We start from the raw sequence: 16,232 nt of genomic DNA, 5'->3' as shown, positions 1-16,232 counted from the left end.
GCTCACATACTGGTCCCGCTCTACAGTTTCGGCAATGGCCTGGTCTGTGCTCTCGCCGAGTGAGCCATGTCGCACAGCGGTCTCCGTAGGGATGGTGGGCTAGATACTTGACCCGTTGTACAGTTTCGGCGATGCGGCGGGCACTGGCGCCCGTACGCCTGTCGGCGGGAGGAACCATGCCGATCCAGTTCGATGTCGATCCGTCGGTCGCCCGGCTTGCCGAGGCCACGGCCGAGTTCGTCCGCGACGTGGTGATCCCGGCCGAGCGTGAATGCGGCGGGTCCGTCCACGACGCCCCGCAGGCGTTGCGGGAAACCCTGCAGAAGGGGGCGCGCGAGGCGGGCGTCTTCGCGCCGCACGTCCCGAAGCGGTGGGGCGGACACGGGCTCGACCTGCGCGGGCAGGCGGTGGTCTTCGAAGCCGCCGGATACTCCGTGCTCGGCCCGCTGGCGCTGAACTGCGCGTCCCCGGACGAGGGCAACATGCACCTGCTCGAGAAGGTGGCCACCGAGGAGCAGCAGGCCCGCTATCTGCGCCCGCTGGCCGCCGGCGAGTACCGCTCCTGCTTCGCGATGACCGAACCGGCGCCGGGTGCCGGCTCCGATCCCCGCGCGCTGCGGACCACTGCGGTACGGGTCCCCGGAGGCTGGCGCATCGACGGGCGCAAGTGGTTCATCACCGGGGCCAACGGCGCCGACTTCGCCATCGTGATGGCCCGCACCGACGGCAGCCCCGGCGGCTCGGGCGGCGCCACCATGTTCCTCGTCGACGCCGACAACCCGGGCATGCGCATCGTCCGCAACATCCACACGCTGGACGAGAGCCTCTTCGCCGGGCACAGCGAGGTCGTGTTCGAGGAATGCGTGGTGGGCGAGGACCAGGTCCTCGGCCAGGTGCACCGGGGCTTCGAGAACGCCCAGGTCCGCCTCGGTCCCGCCCGCCTGACACACTGCATGCGCTGGCTCGGTGCCGCGACCCGGGCCAGGGACGTCGCCCTGGAGCGCGCCGGGACCCGCGAGGCCTTCGGCTCGCTGCTCGGGGATCTCGGCATGGTGCAGCAGATGGTGGCCGACTCCGAGATCGACATCGAGGCGAGCCGCGCGCTGATCTGGCGTACAGCCTGGGAGTTGGACAACGGCACCGCGAGTGCCGCGCAGTTCTCCTCGGTGTCCAAGGTCTTCGTGGCGGAGGCGGTGGGCCGCATCGTCGACCGGGCGGTGCAGATCTGCGGCGCGCTGGGCATCTCGGCCGAAGACGCCCCGCTGGCGCGCCTGATCAGAGAGGTACGGCCGTTCCGGATCTACGACGGCCCGTCCGAGACTCACCGCTTCGCCATCGCGCGCCGTGCGGTGAAGCCGTACCGGCGGCCGCGTCCGGCCGGATCCGCCGGCTCCTGACAGGGCGTCGGTCTGCGTCGGCGCCCTAGTTTCTTGTCATTGACTACAGTCAAGTTTCAGAGTTACTAGGACGTCCTAGTAATTTACTAGGACGTCCTAGTAATCTGGCCCCCCAACCCGTCGCCCGTTCCCACGGGCAGGTCGTCCGGAGTACACCGTGACCGATGGCACCAGCGCACCTCAGCTTCACCAAGCGCAGCACCCGGTGCGCCTCGTCACCGCTTCCAGCCTCTTCGACGGCCACGACGCCTCGATCAACATCATGCGGCGCATCCTCCAGGCGCAGGGGGCCGAGGTCATCCACCTCGGTCACAACCGCTCGGTGGGCGAGATCGTGGACGCCGCCGTGGAGGAGGACGTCCAGGGCGTGGCCGTCAGCTCCTACCAGGGCGGACACGTCGAGTACTTCGAGTACCTCGCCGAACTGCTCCGCGAACGCGGCGCCGGCCATGTGAAGGTCTTCGGCGGCGGGGGAGGGGTGATCGTCCCCGAGGAGATCCAGCGGCTCGCCGACGCCGGCGTACGGATCTTCTCCCCGGAGGACGGGCAGCGCCTCGGGCTCACCGGCATGATCAACACCATCGTCAGGGAGTGCGACACCGCTCCCTGGCAGGACGCCCCCGCCCAGCTCACAGCGGTCCTCGCGGGCGAACGCCCCGCCCTCGCCCGGCTGATCAGCGCCCTGCAGACCGCAAGCGTCCCGGACGAGGACCTCGAAGCGCTCCGCCGTGCCGCGGCCGCCCGCTCCGTACCCGTCCTCGGCATCACCGGCACCGGCGGCGCGGGCAAGTCCTCCCTCACCGACGAACTCGTCCGGCGCCTGCGCGTCGACCAGCAGGACAAGCTGCGCGTGGCCGTCCTCGCCGTCGACCCGACCCGGCGGCGCGGCGGCGGCGCCCTGCTCGGCGACCGGATCCGGATGAACAGCCTGGACGGCGACCGGGTCTTCTTCCGGTCCCTGGCCACCCGCGGCCATCACGAACTGCCCGAGGGCCTCACCGACTCCATCGCCGCCTGCAAGGCCGCCGGATACGACCTGGTGATCGTGGAGACTCCCGGCATCGGGCAGGGCGACGCCGCCATCGCCCCGTACTCCGACGTCTCGCTGTACGTCATGACGCCCGAGTTCGGCGCCGCCTCCCAGCTCGAGAAGATCGACATGCTGGACTTCGCCGACGTGGTCGCCATCAACAAGTTCGAACGGCGCGGCGCGGCGGACGCCATGCGCGACGTCGGCCGCCAACTGGTGCGCAACCGCGAGGCGTTCGGCTCCCGCCCCGAGGACATGCCGGTCTACGGCACCAGCGCCGCCACCTTCAACGACGACGGCGTGACCGCCCTCTACCAGCACCTGCTCGGCCTGCTCACCGGACACGGCCTCCCGGCCGGCCCCGGCACCCTCCCGGCGACAGACGTACGCCACTCCAGCGGCGCGGCGCAGATCGTGCCCACCACCCGGGTGCGCTACCTCGCCGAGATCGCCGAAACCGTACGCGGCTACCACGCCGACACCGCCACGCAGGCCGACGCCGCCCGGCGCGTCCAGCGCCTGACCGCCGTACGCGACGAACTGACCGCGGTCGACGCATCCACCGCCGACGTCGAGAAACTGCTCGCCGACGCCGAGGACGGCCTCGACGCGTCCGCGCGCCACCTGTTGGAGGACTGGCCGGAGACCGTACAGGCGTACTCGGGCGAGGAACTGGTCACCGTCACCCGCGGTCGCGAGCAGCGCACCGCCCTGGTCCGCGAGTCCCTGTCCGGCAACCTCGTCCCCCGGGTCGCCCTGCCCCGCTATGTGGACGACGGCGAACTCCTGCGCTTCCTGCGCGCGGAGAACCTGCCCGGCCGCTTCCCCTTCACCGCCGGCGTGTTCCCGTTCAAGCGCGAAGGCGAGGACCCGGCGCGCATGTTCGCCGGTGAGGGCGACCCCCAGCGCACCAACCGCCGCTTCCACTACCTCTCCCGGCACAGCGAGGCGACCCGGCTGTCCACCGCCTTCGACTCCGTCACCCTCTACGGCCACGACCCGGCCCTGCGCCCCGACATCTACGGCAAGGTCGGCACGTCGGGCGTCTCCGTGGCCACCCTCGACGACATGAAGGCGCTCTACGCGGGCTTCGACCTCACGTCCCCCACCACCTCGGTCTCCATGACCATCAACGGCCCTGCGCCCACCGTCCTGGCCTTCTTCCTCAACACGGCCATCGACCAGCGGCTCGACGCCTTCACCGCCGAACACGGCCGCGCACCGAGCGCCGAGGAGACGGCCGAGCTGCGGTCCTACGTCCTGCAGAACACCCGGGGCACGGTCCAGGCCGACATCCTCAAGGAGGACCAGGGCCAGAACACCTGCCTGTTCTCCACCGAGTTCAGCCTGCGGATGATGGCCGACATCCAGGAGTGGTTCATCGAGCAGAAGGTGCGCAACTTCTACTCCGTGTCCATCTCCGGCTACCACATCGCCGAAGCCGGCGCGAACCCCATCAGCCAGCTCGCCTTCACCCTGACCAACGGCTTCACCTACGTCGAGGCGTACCTCGCCCGCGGCATGTCCGTCGACGACTTCGCGCCCAACCTGTCCTTCTTCTTCTCCAACGGCATGGACCCCGAGTACACCGTCCTCGGCCGGGTCGCCCGCCGTATCTGGGCGGTCGCCATGCGCGAGAAGTACGGGGCGGGGGAACGCAGCCAGAAGCTCAAGTACCACGTCCAGACCTCGGGCCGCTCCCTGCACGCCCAGGAGATGGACTTCAACGACATCCGCACCACCCTCCAGGCGCTCATCGCGATCTACGACAACTGCAACAGCCTGCACACCAACGCCTACGACGAGGCCGTCACCACCCCCACCGAGGACTCGGTCCGCCGCGCGCTGGCCATCCAGCTCATCATCAACCGCGAGTGGGGGCTGGCGATGAACGAGAACCCGCTGCAGGGCTCGTACGTCATCGACGAACTCACCGACCTCGTCGAAGAGGCCGTCCTCACCGAGTTCGAGCGGATCAGCGAGCGCGGCGGAGTCCTGGGTGCCATGGAGACCGGCTACCAACGCGGCCGCATCCAGGACGAGTCGATGCTCTACGAACAGCGCAAGCACGACGGCACGCTGCCGATCATCGGTGTCAACACCTTCCGCAAGCCCGGCGGTGACGGTGAGCACGGGGCGGTGGAACTGGCCCGCGCCACCGAGGGGGAGAAGCAGTCCCAGCTGGCCCGTGTCGAGGACTTCCGCAGCCGCCATCGCGCTGAGGCGGAGGCCGCCCTCACCGAACTCAAGCGTGCGGCCACCAGCGGCGAGAACGCCTTCGCCGTCCTGATGGACGCCGCCCGGGTCTGCTCGCTCCAGCAGATCACCGAGGCGTTCTTCGAAGTGGGCGGCGAGTACCGCCGCAACGTGTGACCACAGAGCACCCGTCCCCTCCCTCATCCCACGCAAAGGGCCACCCGCATGGAAACTGTCTCGCGTCTCGGTGTCGTCGGCTGCGGTCTCATGGGCTCCGGCATCGCCGAAGTCGCCGCCCTCAGCGGCAGCGGCATCGACGTCCTGGTCGCCGAGTCGTCCTCCGACGCCGCCGAGGCCGGCCGGCGACGCGTCGAGGCCTCCCTCGACCGGGGTCTGCGCCGCGGCAAGATCAGCGAGGAGGCGCGGGACGGCGCACGCTCCCGCCTGACCTTCACCGACGACCTCAAGGCCATGGCCGACCGTCAGTTCGTGATCGAGGCCGTCGCCGAGAACCGGGACCTGAAGACCGGTGTCCTGAAAACCCTCGACCAGGTCGTCACCGATCCCGAAGCCATCCTGGCCACCAACACCTCCTCGATCCCCATCGTCGACCTGGCGGTGGCCACCCGGCGGCCCACCCATGTCGTGGGCATCCACTTCTTCAACCCCGTACCCGTGCAGGCCCTGGTCGAGATCATCCCGGCCCTCACGACGAGTCCCGACACCCTGGCACGGGCCCGGGCCTTCGCCTCCGAAGCCCTCGGCAAGGAGGTCGTCGAGGCGACCGACCGCTCCGGCTTCGTCGTCAACGCACTCCTCGTGCCCTACCTGCTCGCCGCCGTCCGCATGGTGGAGACCGGCTCGGCGACGCCGCAGGACATCGACCGAGGCATGGAACTGGGCTGCGCCCACCCCATGGGCCCGCTGCGCCTGCTCGACCTCATCGGTCTCGACACGGCACAGGCGGTGGCGGAGTCGATGTACGAGGAGTTCAAGGAGCCCCTGTACGCGCCTCCCGCTCTCCTGCGCCGTATGGTCGCCGCCGGCCGTCTGGGCCGCAAAAGCGGCCACGGGTTCTATGACCACAGCGCACGACAGTGATGCGGACGCAGCGTAAGGACGACAGGACTCGGGGTCGACCTGCCACATGCTGACGGGCTGAGTACCCGGCTCCGTCCCCGAACTCCGGCAGCGACGGCCTGACGAAGGGCTGACTCAGGTGCCTGTCGCAGGGGGCGGGGCTACGCTCGTCACGACCTTGACCGGCCGGTGAGGAGAGGAGCGTCTGCGTGCACCGACCTCTGCTCTACCTGGACGTCGACGGTCCGCTGAATCCGTACGCGGCCAAGGCGTCGCGCCGTCCGGAAGGCTACACAACCCACCGGATGAGACCCGAGGGCTGGATCGCTCAACACCCCGGCACACCACGGGCCTACGTGAAGCCCCTTCGGGTGTGGCTCAACCCTGATCACGGCCATCGCCTCCTTCACCTCGCGGACAGGTACGACCTGGTGTGGGCCACTACCTGGGGGGCGGAGGCGAACACCCTCATCGCACCCGTCCTCGGCCTACCCGAGTTGCCGGTGGTGGACTGGCCGACGATGCACGACGCCGGGCCGCACGGGACCTTCTGGAAGACCCGCCACCTCGTCGCGCACGCCGCCGGCCGCCCCTTCGCCTGGGTCGACGACGACCTCGGCCGGACCGACCGCGCCTATGTGGCCGCGCACCATGACGGTTCCGCGCTGCTCCACCATGTCGACGCTCGCCGGGGTCTGCGCGAAACCGACTTCGCGGCGCTCGATGCCTTCGCCCGCTCGCTGAACTGCTCCGCAGCCTGACCGGTCGGGATCGCCGAGGCCGGCGCCGCGGCTGGTCCTACCCTTCCGGGTCGGCTTCGGAGGTACGCAGTTCGATGCGCCGAAGTGATGGCAGGAGCAGCGGCAGCAGCATGGCGGCCGCCATCACCGCGCCGCCGGTGACAGTCACCGCCGCCGCGCCGAACGCCGCGGCGAGGAGTGGGGCGGACAGCTGGCCGAGGGGGATCGAGGCGAACGATCCGAACTCATCGTAGGCGCCGACCCGGGAGCTCAGCCGTTCCGGAATGTGGATGTGCCAGACCGTCGACCACACGACGGTGAAGAACTCCGCGGCCACCCCGGCGGCGAATGCCGCCGCGGCCAGCCAGAAGGTGTTCGCTCCGGTACCGAGGAGGATCAGCGGGGCGGCGGCCAGGGTCATCGAGGACAGGGCCGGCACCATGGGTCGCCGTACCGTCAGCTTCACCATCACCACGGTGGCGAGCAGCGACCCCGCGCCGCGGGAACTCAGCACCAGGCCCCAGCCGCCGGCGCCGATGGTGTCGTCGGCGATCACCGGACCGAGGATCTGCCAGATGCCCATGTTGCCGACGTTGAAGACGGCGAAGGCCAGCGTCACCGACCAGATCCAGGGCTTGGAGCTGAAGTAGTCCCAGCCCTGCCGCAGTTCGCCCAGCATCGTCGGGCCGTCCTCGGCGCGGGGTGGCAGGTCGGGCAGCGAGATCCTGGCGAAGCAGACGGCTGCCAGGAGGAAGGACGCGGCGTCGGCGGCGATCGCCCAGCCGCCCCCGACGGACACCGTCAGCAGCCCGGCGATGCTCGGTCCGACCATGCGGGTGGTGTTCCTGGCGGAGGCCAGCAGGGAGTTGGCCTGCTGGATGCCGCGTCCGCTCGCCAACTGCGGGACGATGCCGCGCAACGCGGGGGTGATCAGCGCCTGGAAGACGCCGTTGCAGGCGGACAACGGCAGCAGGAGCACGGGGTGTTGCTGGGTGAGGAGCAGGATCGCCACGGCGGTCTGGCTGATGCCGGCGCCGAGGCTGGAAAGGCGCAGCACGGTGTCGCGGCGGTAGCGGTCGGCGATGCCGCCGCCGAGGATCATCGTCGCGATCATCGGGACCATGGAGGCGGTGAGGACAGCGGACAGCCATGCGGCGCTGTCGGCGACCTCCAGGACACCGAACGCCAGCGCCACGGGCGACATGGCGCTGCCGGCCATGGAGATCGACCAGCCGGCGAAGAACCACCGGAAGGCGGGGGAGCGGAGCGGCTGCCCGGACGCGAGGCTGGTACTGGACGGAGCTGTGGCATCGGTTGGGGATGGTGCGGGGTCCCGATTTCCAGGCGGATCTGCTTCAGGCACGAGGGGCGACGTTGCCAGCGCGTGCAGGATCCCTCAAGCGGTTTTCGGCGAGGGCGTCGGCCGGCACCGCTCCGGCAACCTGGACGTCACCGCGCGGCGGTGGCGCAGTCGGGACCGGCCGTCCCCGCTCGGAGGGTTCGCCGTCCCCGGCCACGGCTACCCAGCAGGTAGAGCAGATGCGTCCGCCGCGGCGGCGAGGGCGAGCCGGTGGTCGCCGGTGTGCTGTGGCAGCTGCTCGACCGGCTCTCCGAACGGGGCGGCTGTGTCTCGCCCTCCGTCGAGACCGGCTACACCGTGCCGTTCGATCCCGAGATCTTCAAACTGGTGCTGCTGGATCTGCTCGACGAGGCCGGAGCACGGATGCCGTTCCACGCCTTCGCCTCCTCGGCGCTGCCGCTCGACGACGGCTGGCGGGTGGTCTTCGAGACCAAGTCGGGACCGGTGGCGATCGACGCCGGTGTGGTGGTGGACGGCACCGGCGACGGCGATGTCGCGGCCGCCTGCGGAGCCCCGTACGAGACCGGCCACGACATCCTGGCCGCCCGCCCCTTCCCGGACGCCGTCGCGCACGGCGCCCACCCGATCGACATCCACAATCCCGAGGGCACCGGCACCACCCTCAAGCGCGTACCCGCCGGGTGCTTCTACGACATCCCGCTGCGGTGTCTCCTGCCACGGGAGACGGACCGGCTCCTGGTCGCGGGACGCTGCATCTCGGGCACCCACGTGGCGCACTCCTCGTACCGCGTCATGCCCATAGCGATGGCCACCGGTCAGGCGGCCGGCGTGTGCGCGGCCCTGGCGGTGCGCCAGGGGCGCGCACCTCGCGAGGTGGCTCACCCCCTCGTCCAGGACGAGCTGCTGCGCCAGGGCGCCCGCCTGCGCACCGGGACCGCGCCCGCTCCCCGCGGGTAGCGGCGACACCCCGGGCGGCCGGGGAGACGTGCGTCACAAGCGTCCGTGTCACAGGGCGTCGGGCTACCTCGTCTCAGGAGGTGTAGCCACTGACGACCACGGAGGAACACACCATGGACGCGCGACTGAACTACTTCGCCAGCCCGACCGCCGGCAAGGCTTTCAAGTACTTCATGACGGCGGGCAAGGCGCTCAAGGAATCGCCGCTGCCGGCCGCGACGCAGGAACTGGTGGCGCTTCGCGTGAGTCAGATCAACGGCTGCGCCGCCTGTATCGACATGCACACCAAGGAGGCCGTCGCCGCGGGGGAGGACCCGGTGCGGCTGCACCTGGTGGCGGCGTGGCGGGAGGCCACGGTCTTCACCGAGGCCGAACGTGCCGCGCTGGAGCTGGCGGAGCAGGGGACCCGGGTCGCGGACGCGGCCGAGGGGGTCAGCGACGAGGTCTGGGCCCGAGCCGTCGAGCACTACGACGAGGAGCAGCTCACCGCCCTGGTGATCCTGGTTTCCTTCATGAACACGGCGAACCGGTTGAACATCATCACGCAGCAGCCGGCCGGTGACTACAAGGTCGGACAGGTCCACTGAACGGCCGTCGGCAACCGGCCCGGCTCGGGCCGTGGGCTCCGGACCCCCGGCCCGTGGCCTTGCCCCGCGCCGTCGGCGAACCGGATGATCACCAGAAGAAGGCCCGCATCGGCGAGCACCGACGGGCGGGAGGACTCCAAGGGGGAGACGGCGTGAGCAAGGTCGAGGAGTTCGAGGAGCTGCGGTCGCTGCTGTTCTCGATCGCCTACCGGATTCTGGGCAGTGTGGGAGAGGCCGAGGACGCGGTGCAGGAGACCTGGCTGCGCTTCGACGGCTCGGCGACCCGGCCCACGTCGACCAAGGCGTTCCTGTCCGCCACGGTGACGCGGATCTCGATCGACGTACTGCGCTCCGCGCGGGTGAGACGGGAGGAGTACGTCGGGCCGTGGTTCCCCGAACCGCTGCTCACCGATCCGTATCAGGATCCGGCCCGCGCGGCGGAACTGGCCGACTCGGTGTCGATGGCGGCGCTGCTGCTCCTGGAGCGGCTCAGCCCGCTGGAGCGGTCGGTGTTCGTGCTGCGGGAGGTGTTCGGCTTCGGCTTCGACGAGATCGCAGCGGCGGTGGGGCGGTCGGAGGCGGCGTGCCGCCAACTGCTCGTACGCGCCCGGCGGCACATGCAGGCCGGACGGCCACGGTTCGAAGCGGACCGTCGGGAGCGCCAGGAGCTGGCGACGCGGTTCTTCGATGCCCTTCGCGAAGGCGACGTCGGCGGCCTGCGGGAGCTGCTCGCCGCCGACGTGTCGATGGCCGGGGACGGCGGTGGCAAGGCCCCGCAGCTGGCCAGGGCCGTCATCGGCGCCGAGAACGTGGCACGGCTGCTCGCCTCCGTCTTCCCCTGGATGGCCCGGATCGATGTGACCTTCGAGCCGCACGAGGTCAACGGCCAACCCGGAGCGATCTTCCGCGACCGGGACGGCAAGGTGCTCAACACCATGGTCCTCGACGTGCTCGACGGGCAGATCCAGACCATCCGCTCGGTGATCAACCCCGACAAGCTCGCCCACCTCGGTCCGGTCGCGGACGCCTGGGCTCTCGACCGGGAGCTGAAGCAGACCCGCGGCCAGTCGAGGTGACCTCAAGGACCCGGTGTGGTCGGGGTGTTCACCGTCCGTCGGTTCCTGTCAGCCGCCTCGGGGGCGTCGCGCCCCCGGGGCGCGCTCACGTCCTCACCGGCACCGGCCGCCGGAGCAGGTAGAGGGCCGCGGTCGAGACCAGGACGGCCATACACGCGATGAACACCAGCCCGGCGCCCTCCAGGCCGATCGGCCCCGTCAGTACCCCCACACCGATCACCGGCACCGAGATACCCGTGTACGCCACGACGAACAGCGTCGAGATGACTGCCGCGCGCCGGTCCTCGGGAGACGCGCCGGCGACCGCGGACAACGCACCGCGAAACGCCAGCCCCTGTCCCGCCCCGCCGACGACCGCGCTCAGCACCACCAGCGGCAGCAGGTCCCACCGCAGCGCACCGGCGAGCAGCGCCAGCCCGGCGAAGAGCCCGGCGCAGCCCAGAGGCAGTGAGCGCCCCACCCCGACGCGGCCGACGGCCAGCTGCCCGGCGGTCGAGGAGAAGAAGGCCAGGGCGACGACCAGCCCGCTCACGGCATGGTTGTGCACGTTCAAGGACTCCGCGAGGAACGCCGGGCTGACCGACGTGAACACTCCGAACAACGCGAACCCCACGAAGGAGGCGATCGCCGCCGGCACGAACACCGCCCGCACCTCGCTGGGCAGGCCGGGCCGTTGCGGCCGTACGGCGCTCAGCGGCCGCCGCTCCCGTACGGTCTCCGCAAGCCGCAGCAGGACGGCGGCCGAGCAGGCCACCAGGGCCAGGTGTACGGCGAAGGGCAGGTGCAGCGGCCAGGGGGCGTACTGGGCGAGCACGCCGGCGAGCAGGGGACCGCAGCCGAGTCCGCCCATGTTGGCGGCGGTCGCCACGAACGTGGCCCGGGAGGCGCCGCCGTACGGTGCCAGCTCCATGACGTACGCCGTGGCGGCCCCGGTGAACAGACCGGCCGACAGCCCTGACAGCAGCCTGCCCACGTACAGCCAGCCCAGCCCTTGTGCGCACAGGAAGCAGACGGCGCTCGCCGCCGCGAATCCCAGGCCCCACAGCAGCACAGGCCGTCTGCCCATGGCGTCCGAGGCGTTGCCCGCCAGCAGCAGCACGCCGATGACCCCGAAGGCGTACACGGCGTACACGACGGTCACCGTCAGCTCGGAGAACCCGAACTTCTCCTGGTACAGGCCGTAAAGGGGCGTCGGCAGCGTCGTGCCGGCCATGCAGACGGCGAACACCGCCCCGGCGAGCGAACACTGGCGCCACCCTCGGCGATCACCATCCATGCCGCCGACCGTAACCCCGCGGGCCGTACCGATCCGGCCAGGCGTGCCCGGCGAGCCGCCGGTACCGGGCGCGTCGAAGGGGACCGGCCCCCACCGCCGATCGGCCGGCGTCAGAGTTCCTTGGCGGGCCAGTCCAGCAGGCGCGCACCGATGACCGCCGTCTGGAGCATGTAACGGTGGGCGGGATCGGCGGGGTTGGCGCCGGTGAGCTTGTGGATGCGTTCCAGGCGGTACGTCAGCGCCCGCACGCTGAGGGTGAGGCGGCGGGCGGCCTCCGCGGCCACGCAGCCGGAGTCGAAGTACGCCGTGAGCGTGTCGAGGAGAGGCTGGGCGCCGCCGCGGGCCGCGGTGAGCGGGCCCAGGGTGTCCACGACGAGGTCGGCCATGGCCTGCCGGTCGCGGGTGAGGACGGGGTACACGAGCAGGTCGGCGGCGCGCAGCACCGGGTCGTCGAGGTCGAGGCGCTCGGCCAGTTCGAGAGTGTTGAGCGCCTCCTCGTAGGAGTGGACGACGCCGCCGGGGCCGGGCTGTGGGCGCCCGACGGCAACCCGGCCGCCGCCGGTCGCGGCGTGCGCCTGCTTGGCGAAGTACGTGAGGACCTCGTCCTGGTCGCCTGGGGCGATGCACAGCAGGCGGCCGTCCTTGGTGGTGAGCAGGACGTTGCGGTCGCCGAAGCGGGCGATGACGGTGCGTTCCACCTGCCGGGGCACGGGGTCGCCCTCGTCGTAGGCGGCCGGGCCCTGGGCGACTGCCACGGCGTGGGCGTGGGACAACCGCAGCCCGAAGCGCTCCGCGCGTTCGGCGAGGCGGCCCAGATCGCTGCGGCCGTAGAGGAGGTCGTCGATGAACTCGCGGCGGGCGGCCTCCTCTTGACGCACGGCGAGGCGCTGGGCGCGTTCGTATCCTTCGGCGAAGGCGTCGATGACCTGCTGTACGGCGGCGAGCGCGCCGTCCGCCGAGCCCGACGTGCCCGGCCAGGCCGTGCGAGCGGCGGTCAGGTGGGCGCTGACCAGGGTGCGCAGCCCGTGGCCGGCCTCCGCGGCCTGTTCCCCCAGGGCGCGGCGGGAGGTGATCTCGTCACGGGTGAGTCGCCGCCCGGTGTCCGCTACCTCCGCCAGAATGAGGTCGTAGCCCTCGAGATACTGCTCGGGAATCGTCCCGTCCACCACGTCGTCCCCCCGGATCCTTGACGCGCCGGCCACGATTTCCTGACAGTGACCGGCATCCAGACCCTAGAGAAAACTGCCGGGATCCGGCAATGCGCGACCGGGATCCGATCGTGCAGCATGGTTCACGGGGAGCACACAGGATGATTCCCGGTGCCGGACACCGGCAGGTGCCGGCACCGGGAATCGAGACCAGGCCCTGCGCCGCGTGACGAGCCTCGTGGGGCCGCGGCCAGAAGCGCCGGGGGCATGCGGGCGTTTCCGACAGCTGCCAGGAGCCTGCCGGCGATGCTGCTCACCACCGCTGCCGCGCCTTCCAAGTCGCGGCCGACGACCGAGGAGTGCGGCCATGCCAGGGGCTCCGCTGTACATCCCCGTGGCGTCACCGGCTCACGGCCGCGGGGTGTTGCCCATCTCGACGGCGAAGGCCATCGGGTCGCAGTCGAATCCGCGGACCATCTCGTGGAACTCCCACCTGCCGGAGGCGTCCTTGGCGAACTCCGCGACCGTGGTGGCGGTGGATCCGGCGACCCCCGCGAAGTCGTCCTTCAGAAGCTCCGCATAGCCGTCGAGGACCACAACCCCGGCGTTCGTTATGTCGCCGAACGTCTTCGGGCCGCTGTTCTGATGGATGGCCACCCCCACGACCACCCGTGCGAAGGAAGGCGCCAGGCGATCGAACTCCAGCATCATCGCCTCGACGAACCCGAAGCCCTGGCCGGTCTGGCTGTGCCGGCTCATGTTGATGGTGCCGTCCGGTGAGCGGCTGTCGAAGTGGACGACGTAGACCGGCTGTCCGTAGGGATCGTCCGACGAATACGTCGTGGCGATGATGTCGAGGTGATGAGGGGGCTGGTTCCAGGCGCTCGGGTCCCACTTGAGTTTCACTTCGGCCTTGCCGAGTCCCCTGCTGACGCTGCCCACTGGCCGCTTCCTCTCTCGCACCATGCCACCAAGGGACGACGATCCCCCCGTACTGACAAGTATGGCTCCTGGCCAGCCCGTTGAAGCCACCTGATGCCGCCTCCCGCGCACGCCGTCGACGGGCTGCGCCGGCGCCGCGCAGGCACGCAGAGCGCCCGACCCGGACCACGGCCTACACCGTTCCGCCAGAACCCGGACCGGTCGTCACCCTCGGACGGCTTGGGAGGAGCTTGCGGGCGCCCCGGTCAGCCCGGGCGGAATGAGGAACTCGAGCTCGGGACGGTCCCACATCACGGCGGGCGGGTTCGCGGACGCTGTCCCGGTGCGTACCGCACCCACGCTGCGGTAGAAACCCTCGGCGGGAGGATGCGACACCACCCGGACGCGCTCGAGCCCCGCGGCGCGGGCCTCGGCCCTCATGTGCGCGACGAGCAGCCGTCCGATGCCACGTCCCTGCGCTCCGTCGGCGACGAACATCAGGTCAAGCTCCGGCGGCACGAGGACGAGCGAGTAGAACCCGAGGACACGGCTTTCACGCTCGTCGTCGGAGACGGCAACGAAGACACGGTGGGTCTCGATGTAGTCGGGACCGACCCGGTAGCCCGCCACCATGGCCGCGTACGGGCCTTCATAGGCGCGCGAGCCACGCACGAGGCGCGTGAGCCGTTTGGCGTCCCGCGCGACGGCCCGCCGTATCGTGGCCGGCCCGCTCCCAGGCGTAACGCTCGACATCATGAGGGGAGTATTACGTACCGGGGAGCGACTGCCCGCAGCGGGCCCCTGTTCAGCCCGTCCCGAGCTGATCTTCACCGGATCGCGCCGTCCGGGAGCAGTGACTTCGACATCCCCGACATGGACGAGCGACCGCGGTGGCGACGAGTTCGTCCTTGGAGGCGAAGTAGGTGTGTTCCTCCATGGCAGCCGGGGCTTGCGCCTCGGCTGCCGCTGGTCAGGTCAGTGTGCCGCGCCTGCGAGGAGAGCGGGGAAGTTGATCCTCGCGGTCTGCAGTTTCGGGTCGTGGGGCTCGGGGACCCCGCCGTCGGTGATGTAGAGACGGTCGCCGCGCACGGCGGTCGCGGAGGGTGAGGCGAGACCGTCTGCGCTGGTCAGGACGGGCTTGTAGGTGCCGTTGGGGTAGATCACCACGACCCTGTCCGGACCGTTCTGCGAGGAGGAGCCGTTCTGCGCCGCGAACACCACATCGGACCAGGGGGTCAGGAAGCTGAGATCGTCGATGTTGGGCAGGCCACCCGCGACCTGGCGGATGGGGCCGGGCGCACCGGTGGTGGTGACCGGTACGCGCAGCAGGGTGCCCTTGTTGAAGTTGCTGATCCACAGGGCGCCGTTGTGGAACCTGAGCCCGTTGGCGCCGATCGGCAGGGCTTCGGTGGGCACCGGCGCCAGAGCGGCGTCGGTCAGCCACGGGGCCGGCGATCCGCCCGAGACGGGGACGGACCAGATGGTGCCCTTGAGGCTGTCCGCGATGTAGAGGGTGCGTCCGGCCGGGTCGACGGCCAGCCCGTTGGGGCCCGAGTCGGCGGGCAGGGCGGCGACGCGCTGCGGGGTACCGTCCGGAAGCAGCTTGTACACGCCGTTCCTGGCGGCGTTGCCCGGGGCCCACAACGCGTAGTAAACGGTGCCGTCACTGCCGCGGGCGTTGCCGCTGATCGCCTCGCCCACCTGTCCGGTGACGAGCACCGTGCGCTCGCCGGACGCGGAGATGCGCACCAGCTCCGGCCCGTGGGTGCGCTCGCACACCGCGCAGCTGCCGAGCATGGACAGGGTCACCGAGCCGTCGGGGTTGGCGGTGATGTTCTCGGGTATCTCGCCGGCGCCGAAGTCGAACTTCGCCACGGTCTGTACGTCGGTGACAAGGGGTCCGCTGTATGAGTGTCCCTTCCCGCCTCCCGGCCATGCGGACGCGGACGGCGCCGAGACTAGGACGGCCGCCGTCGCCGTCACCGCCAGCGCGATGCCGACGTTCCTCTTCACGAAACGCCGTCTGCCCGATGCACTGCGCCGGGCTGCTTGCTGACGTTGCTGCTGCATGACTCTCCTCGGTAAATCAACGAGTGACTGATCAGTGGACATTCGGGGACATCACACGCGTCAGGCCCGGGCCGACGGTGTCGAAGACGCGCCGTTGCTTTCGGCCGGGTCGGGCACGTGAAGGGTGGGCGTCAGTTCGGCATCCGGTTGAACCTGCGGACGATGCGGTCGAAGATCCGGGCCGGAAGGACGCGGTGGAACACGCTGATGCCGGCGGCCGTCGAGCCGGCGGTGCGCCGCAGTTTCGGGTTCTTGTCGGTGGCCGCCGCGACGATCACCTTGGCCACGGTGGCGGGATCGTCGCCGCCGCTGGTGTTCTTCGCCAGCACCTCGTCGAAGGTGCGCCGTCCCGACGCGTAGAGCGGCATGGGGGTGTCGCCCTGCACGCTGTGGTCGCCGAACGGGGTGTTGATCGGGCCGGGCTCGACGAGCA

Annotated in this window: 14 protein-coding genes; 7 read left to right on the top strand and 7 right to left on the bottom strand. The window is 70.6% G+C overall.

Features of this window, described 5'->3' with window-relative positions; translation table 11 throughout:
* Nucleotides 1-176: 176 nt before the first annotated feature.
* The 4 genes from ACWBNA_RS17825 (at nt 177) to ACWBNA_RS17810 (ending at nt 6,464) form a co-directional block, all read left to right on the top strand.
* Nucleotides 177-1,397, top strand: coding sequence for an acyl-CoA dehydrogenase family protein (locus ACWBNA_RS17825; RefSeq protein ID WP_482705509.1), 1,221 nt, complete (start codon nt 177-179; stop codon nt 1,395-1,397).
* 157 nt (nt 1,398-1,554) lie between these two features.
* Complete coding sequence (icmF, locus tag ACWBNA_RS17820; protein ID WP_482705333.1) at nt 1,555-4,800, top strand: fused isobutyryl-CoA mutase/GTPase IcmF; 3,246 nt, start codon at nt 1,555-1,557, stop codon at nt 4,798-4,800.
* A gap of 48 nt (nt 4,801-4,848) precedes the next feature.
* Entirely contained in the window at nt 4,849-5,724 is an 876-nt protein-coding gene (locus ACWBNA_RS17815) for a 3-hydroxybutyryl-CoA dehydrogenase (protein WP_482705332.1), read from the top strand.
* Nucleotides 5,725-5,912: 188 nt separating this feature from the next.
* Entirely contained in the window at nt 5,913-6,464 is a 552-nt protein-coding gene (locus ACWBNA_RS17810) for an HAD domain-containing protein (RefSeq protein WP_482705331.1), read from the top strand.
* Nucleotides 6,465-6,501: 37 nt separating this feature from the next.
* On the opposite strand, the gene ACWBNA_RS17805 is transcribed toward ACWBNA_RS17810, so the two are convergent.
* Nucleotides 6,502-7,806, bottom strand: a complete 1,305-nt coding sequence (locus ACWBNA_RS17805) for an MFS transporter (protein WP_482705330.1) — start codon at nt 7,804-7,806, stop codon at nt 6,502-6,504.
* A 207-nt stretch (nt 7,807-8,013) separates the two neighbouring features.
* Here ACWBNA_RS17805 and ACWBNA_RS17800 point away from each other — a divergent pair, with 207 nt between their 5' ends.
* The 3 genes from ACWBNA_RS17800 (at nt 8,014) to ACWBNA_RS17790 (ending at nt 10,384) form a co-directional block, all read left to right on the top strand.
* Entirely contained in the window at nt 8,014-8,721 is a 708-nt protein-coding gene (locus tag ACWBNA_RS17800; protein WP_482705329.1) for an FAD-dependent oxidoreductase, read from the top strand.
* A gap of 113 nt (nt 8,722-8,834) precedes the next feature.
* Complete coding sequence (locus tag ACWBNA_RS17795; RefSeq protein WP_482705328.1) at nt 8,835-9,308, top strand: carboxymuconolactone decarboxylase family protein; 474 nt, start codon at nt 8,835-8,837, stop codon at nt 9,306-9,308.
* Nucleotides 9,309-9,460: 152 nt separating this feature from the next.
* A complete protein-coding gene (locus ACWBNA_RS17790) occupies nt 9,461-10,384 on the top strand; it encodes an RNA polymerase sigma-70 factor (RefSeq protein WP_482705508.1) in 924 nt (307 codons plus the stop codon).
* 85 nt (nt 10,385-10,469) lie between these two features.
* Here ACWBNA_RS17790 and ACWBNA_RS17785 read toward each other — a convergent pair whose 3' ends face one another.
* The 6 genes from ACWBNA_RS17785 to ACWBNA_RS17760 form a co-directional block, all read right to left on the bottom strand.
* Complete coding sequence (locus ACWBNA_RS17785; RefSeq protein WP_482705327.1) at nt 10,470-11,660, bottom strand: MFS transporter; 1,191 nt, start codon at nt 11,658-11,660, stop codon at nt 10,470-10,472.
* 110 nt (nt 11,661-11,770) lie between these two features.
* Complete coding sequence (locus ACWBNA_RS17780; RefSeq protein WP_482705507.1) at nt 11,771-12,829, bottom strand: PucR family transcriptional regulator; 1,059 nt, start codon at nt 12,827-12,829, stop codon at nt 11,771-11,773.
* A gap of 387 nt (nt 12,830-13,216) precedes the next feature.
* Nucleotides 13,217-13,750, bottom strand: a complete 534-nt coding sequence (locus ACWBNA_RS17775; RefSeq protein WP_482705326.1) for a TerD family protein — start codon at nt 13,748-13,750, stop codon at nt 13,217-13,219.
* A 204-nt stretch (nt 13,751-13,954) separates the two neighbouring features.
* Nucleotides 13,955-14,485: a GNAT family N-acetyltransferase gene (locus tag ACWBNA_RS17770; RefSeq protein WP_482705325.1), complete on the bottom strand. Its 531-nt coding sequence runs from the start codon at nt 14,483-14,485 to the stop codon at nt 13,955-13,957.
* Nucleotides 14,486-14,704: 219 nt separating this feature from the next.
* Nucleotides 14,705-15,604: an SMP-30/gluconolactonase/LRE family protein gene (locus ACWBNA_RS17765; protein WP_482705324.1), complete on the bottom strand. Its 900-nt coding sequence runs from the start codon at nt 15,602-15,604 to the stop codon at nt 14,705-14,707.
* A gap of 326 nt (nt 15,605-15,930) precedes the next feature.
* The coding region (locus ACWBNA_RS17760; RefSeq protein WP_482705323.1) for a Rossmann-fold NAD(P)-binding domain-containing protein at nt 15,931-16,232 on the bottom strand (302 nt) is incomplete at its 5' end.

This window comes from Streptomyces sp. Q2, from assembly GCF_056820935.1.
The sequence above is the reverse complement of the archived record's forward strand: the minus strand, read 5'-3'. Positions and strand labels throughout refer to the sequence as shown.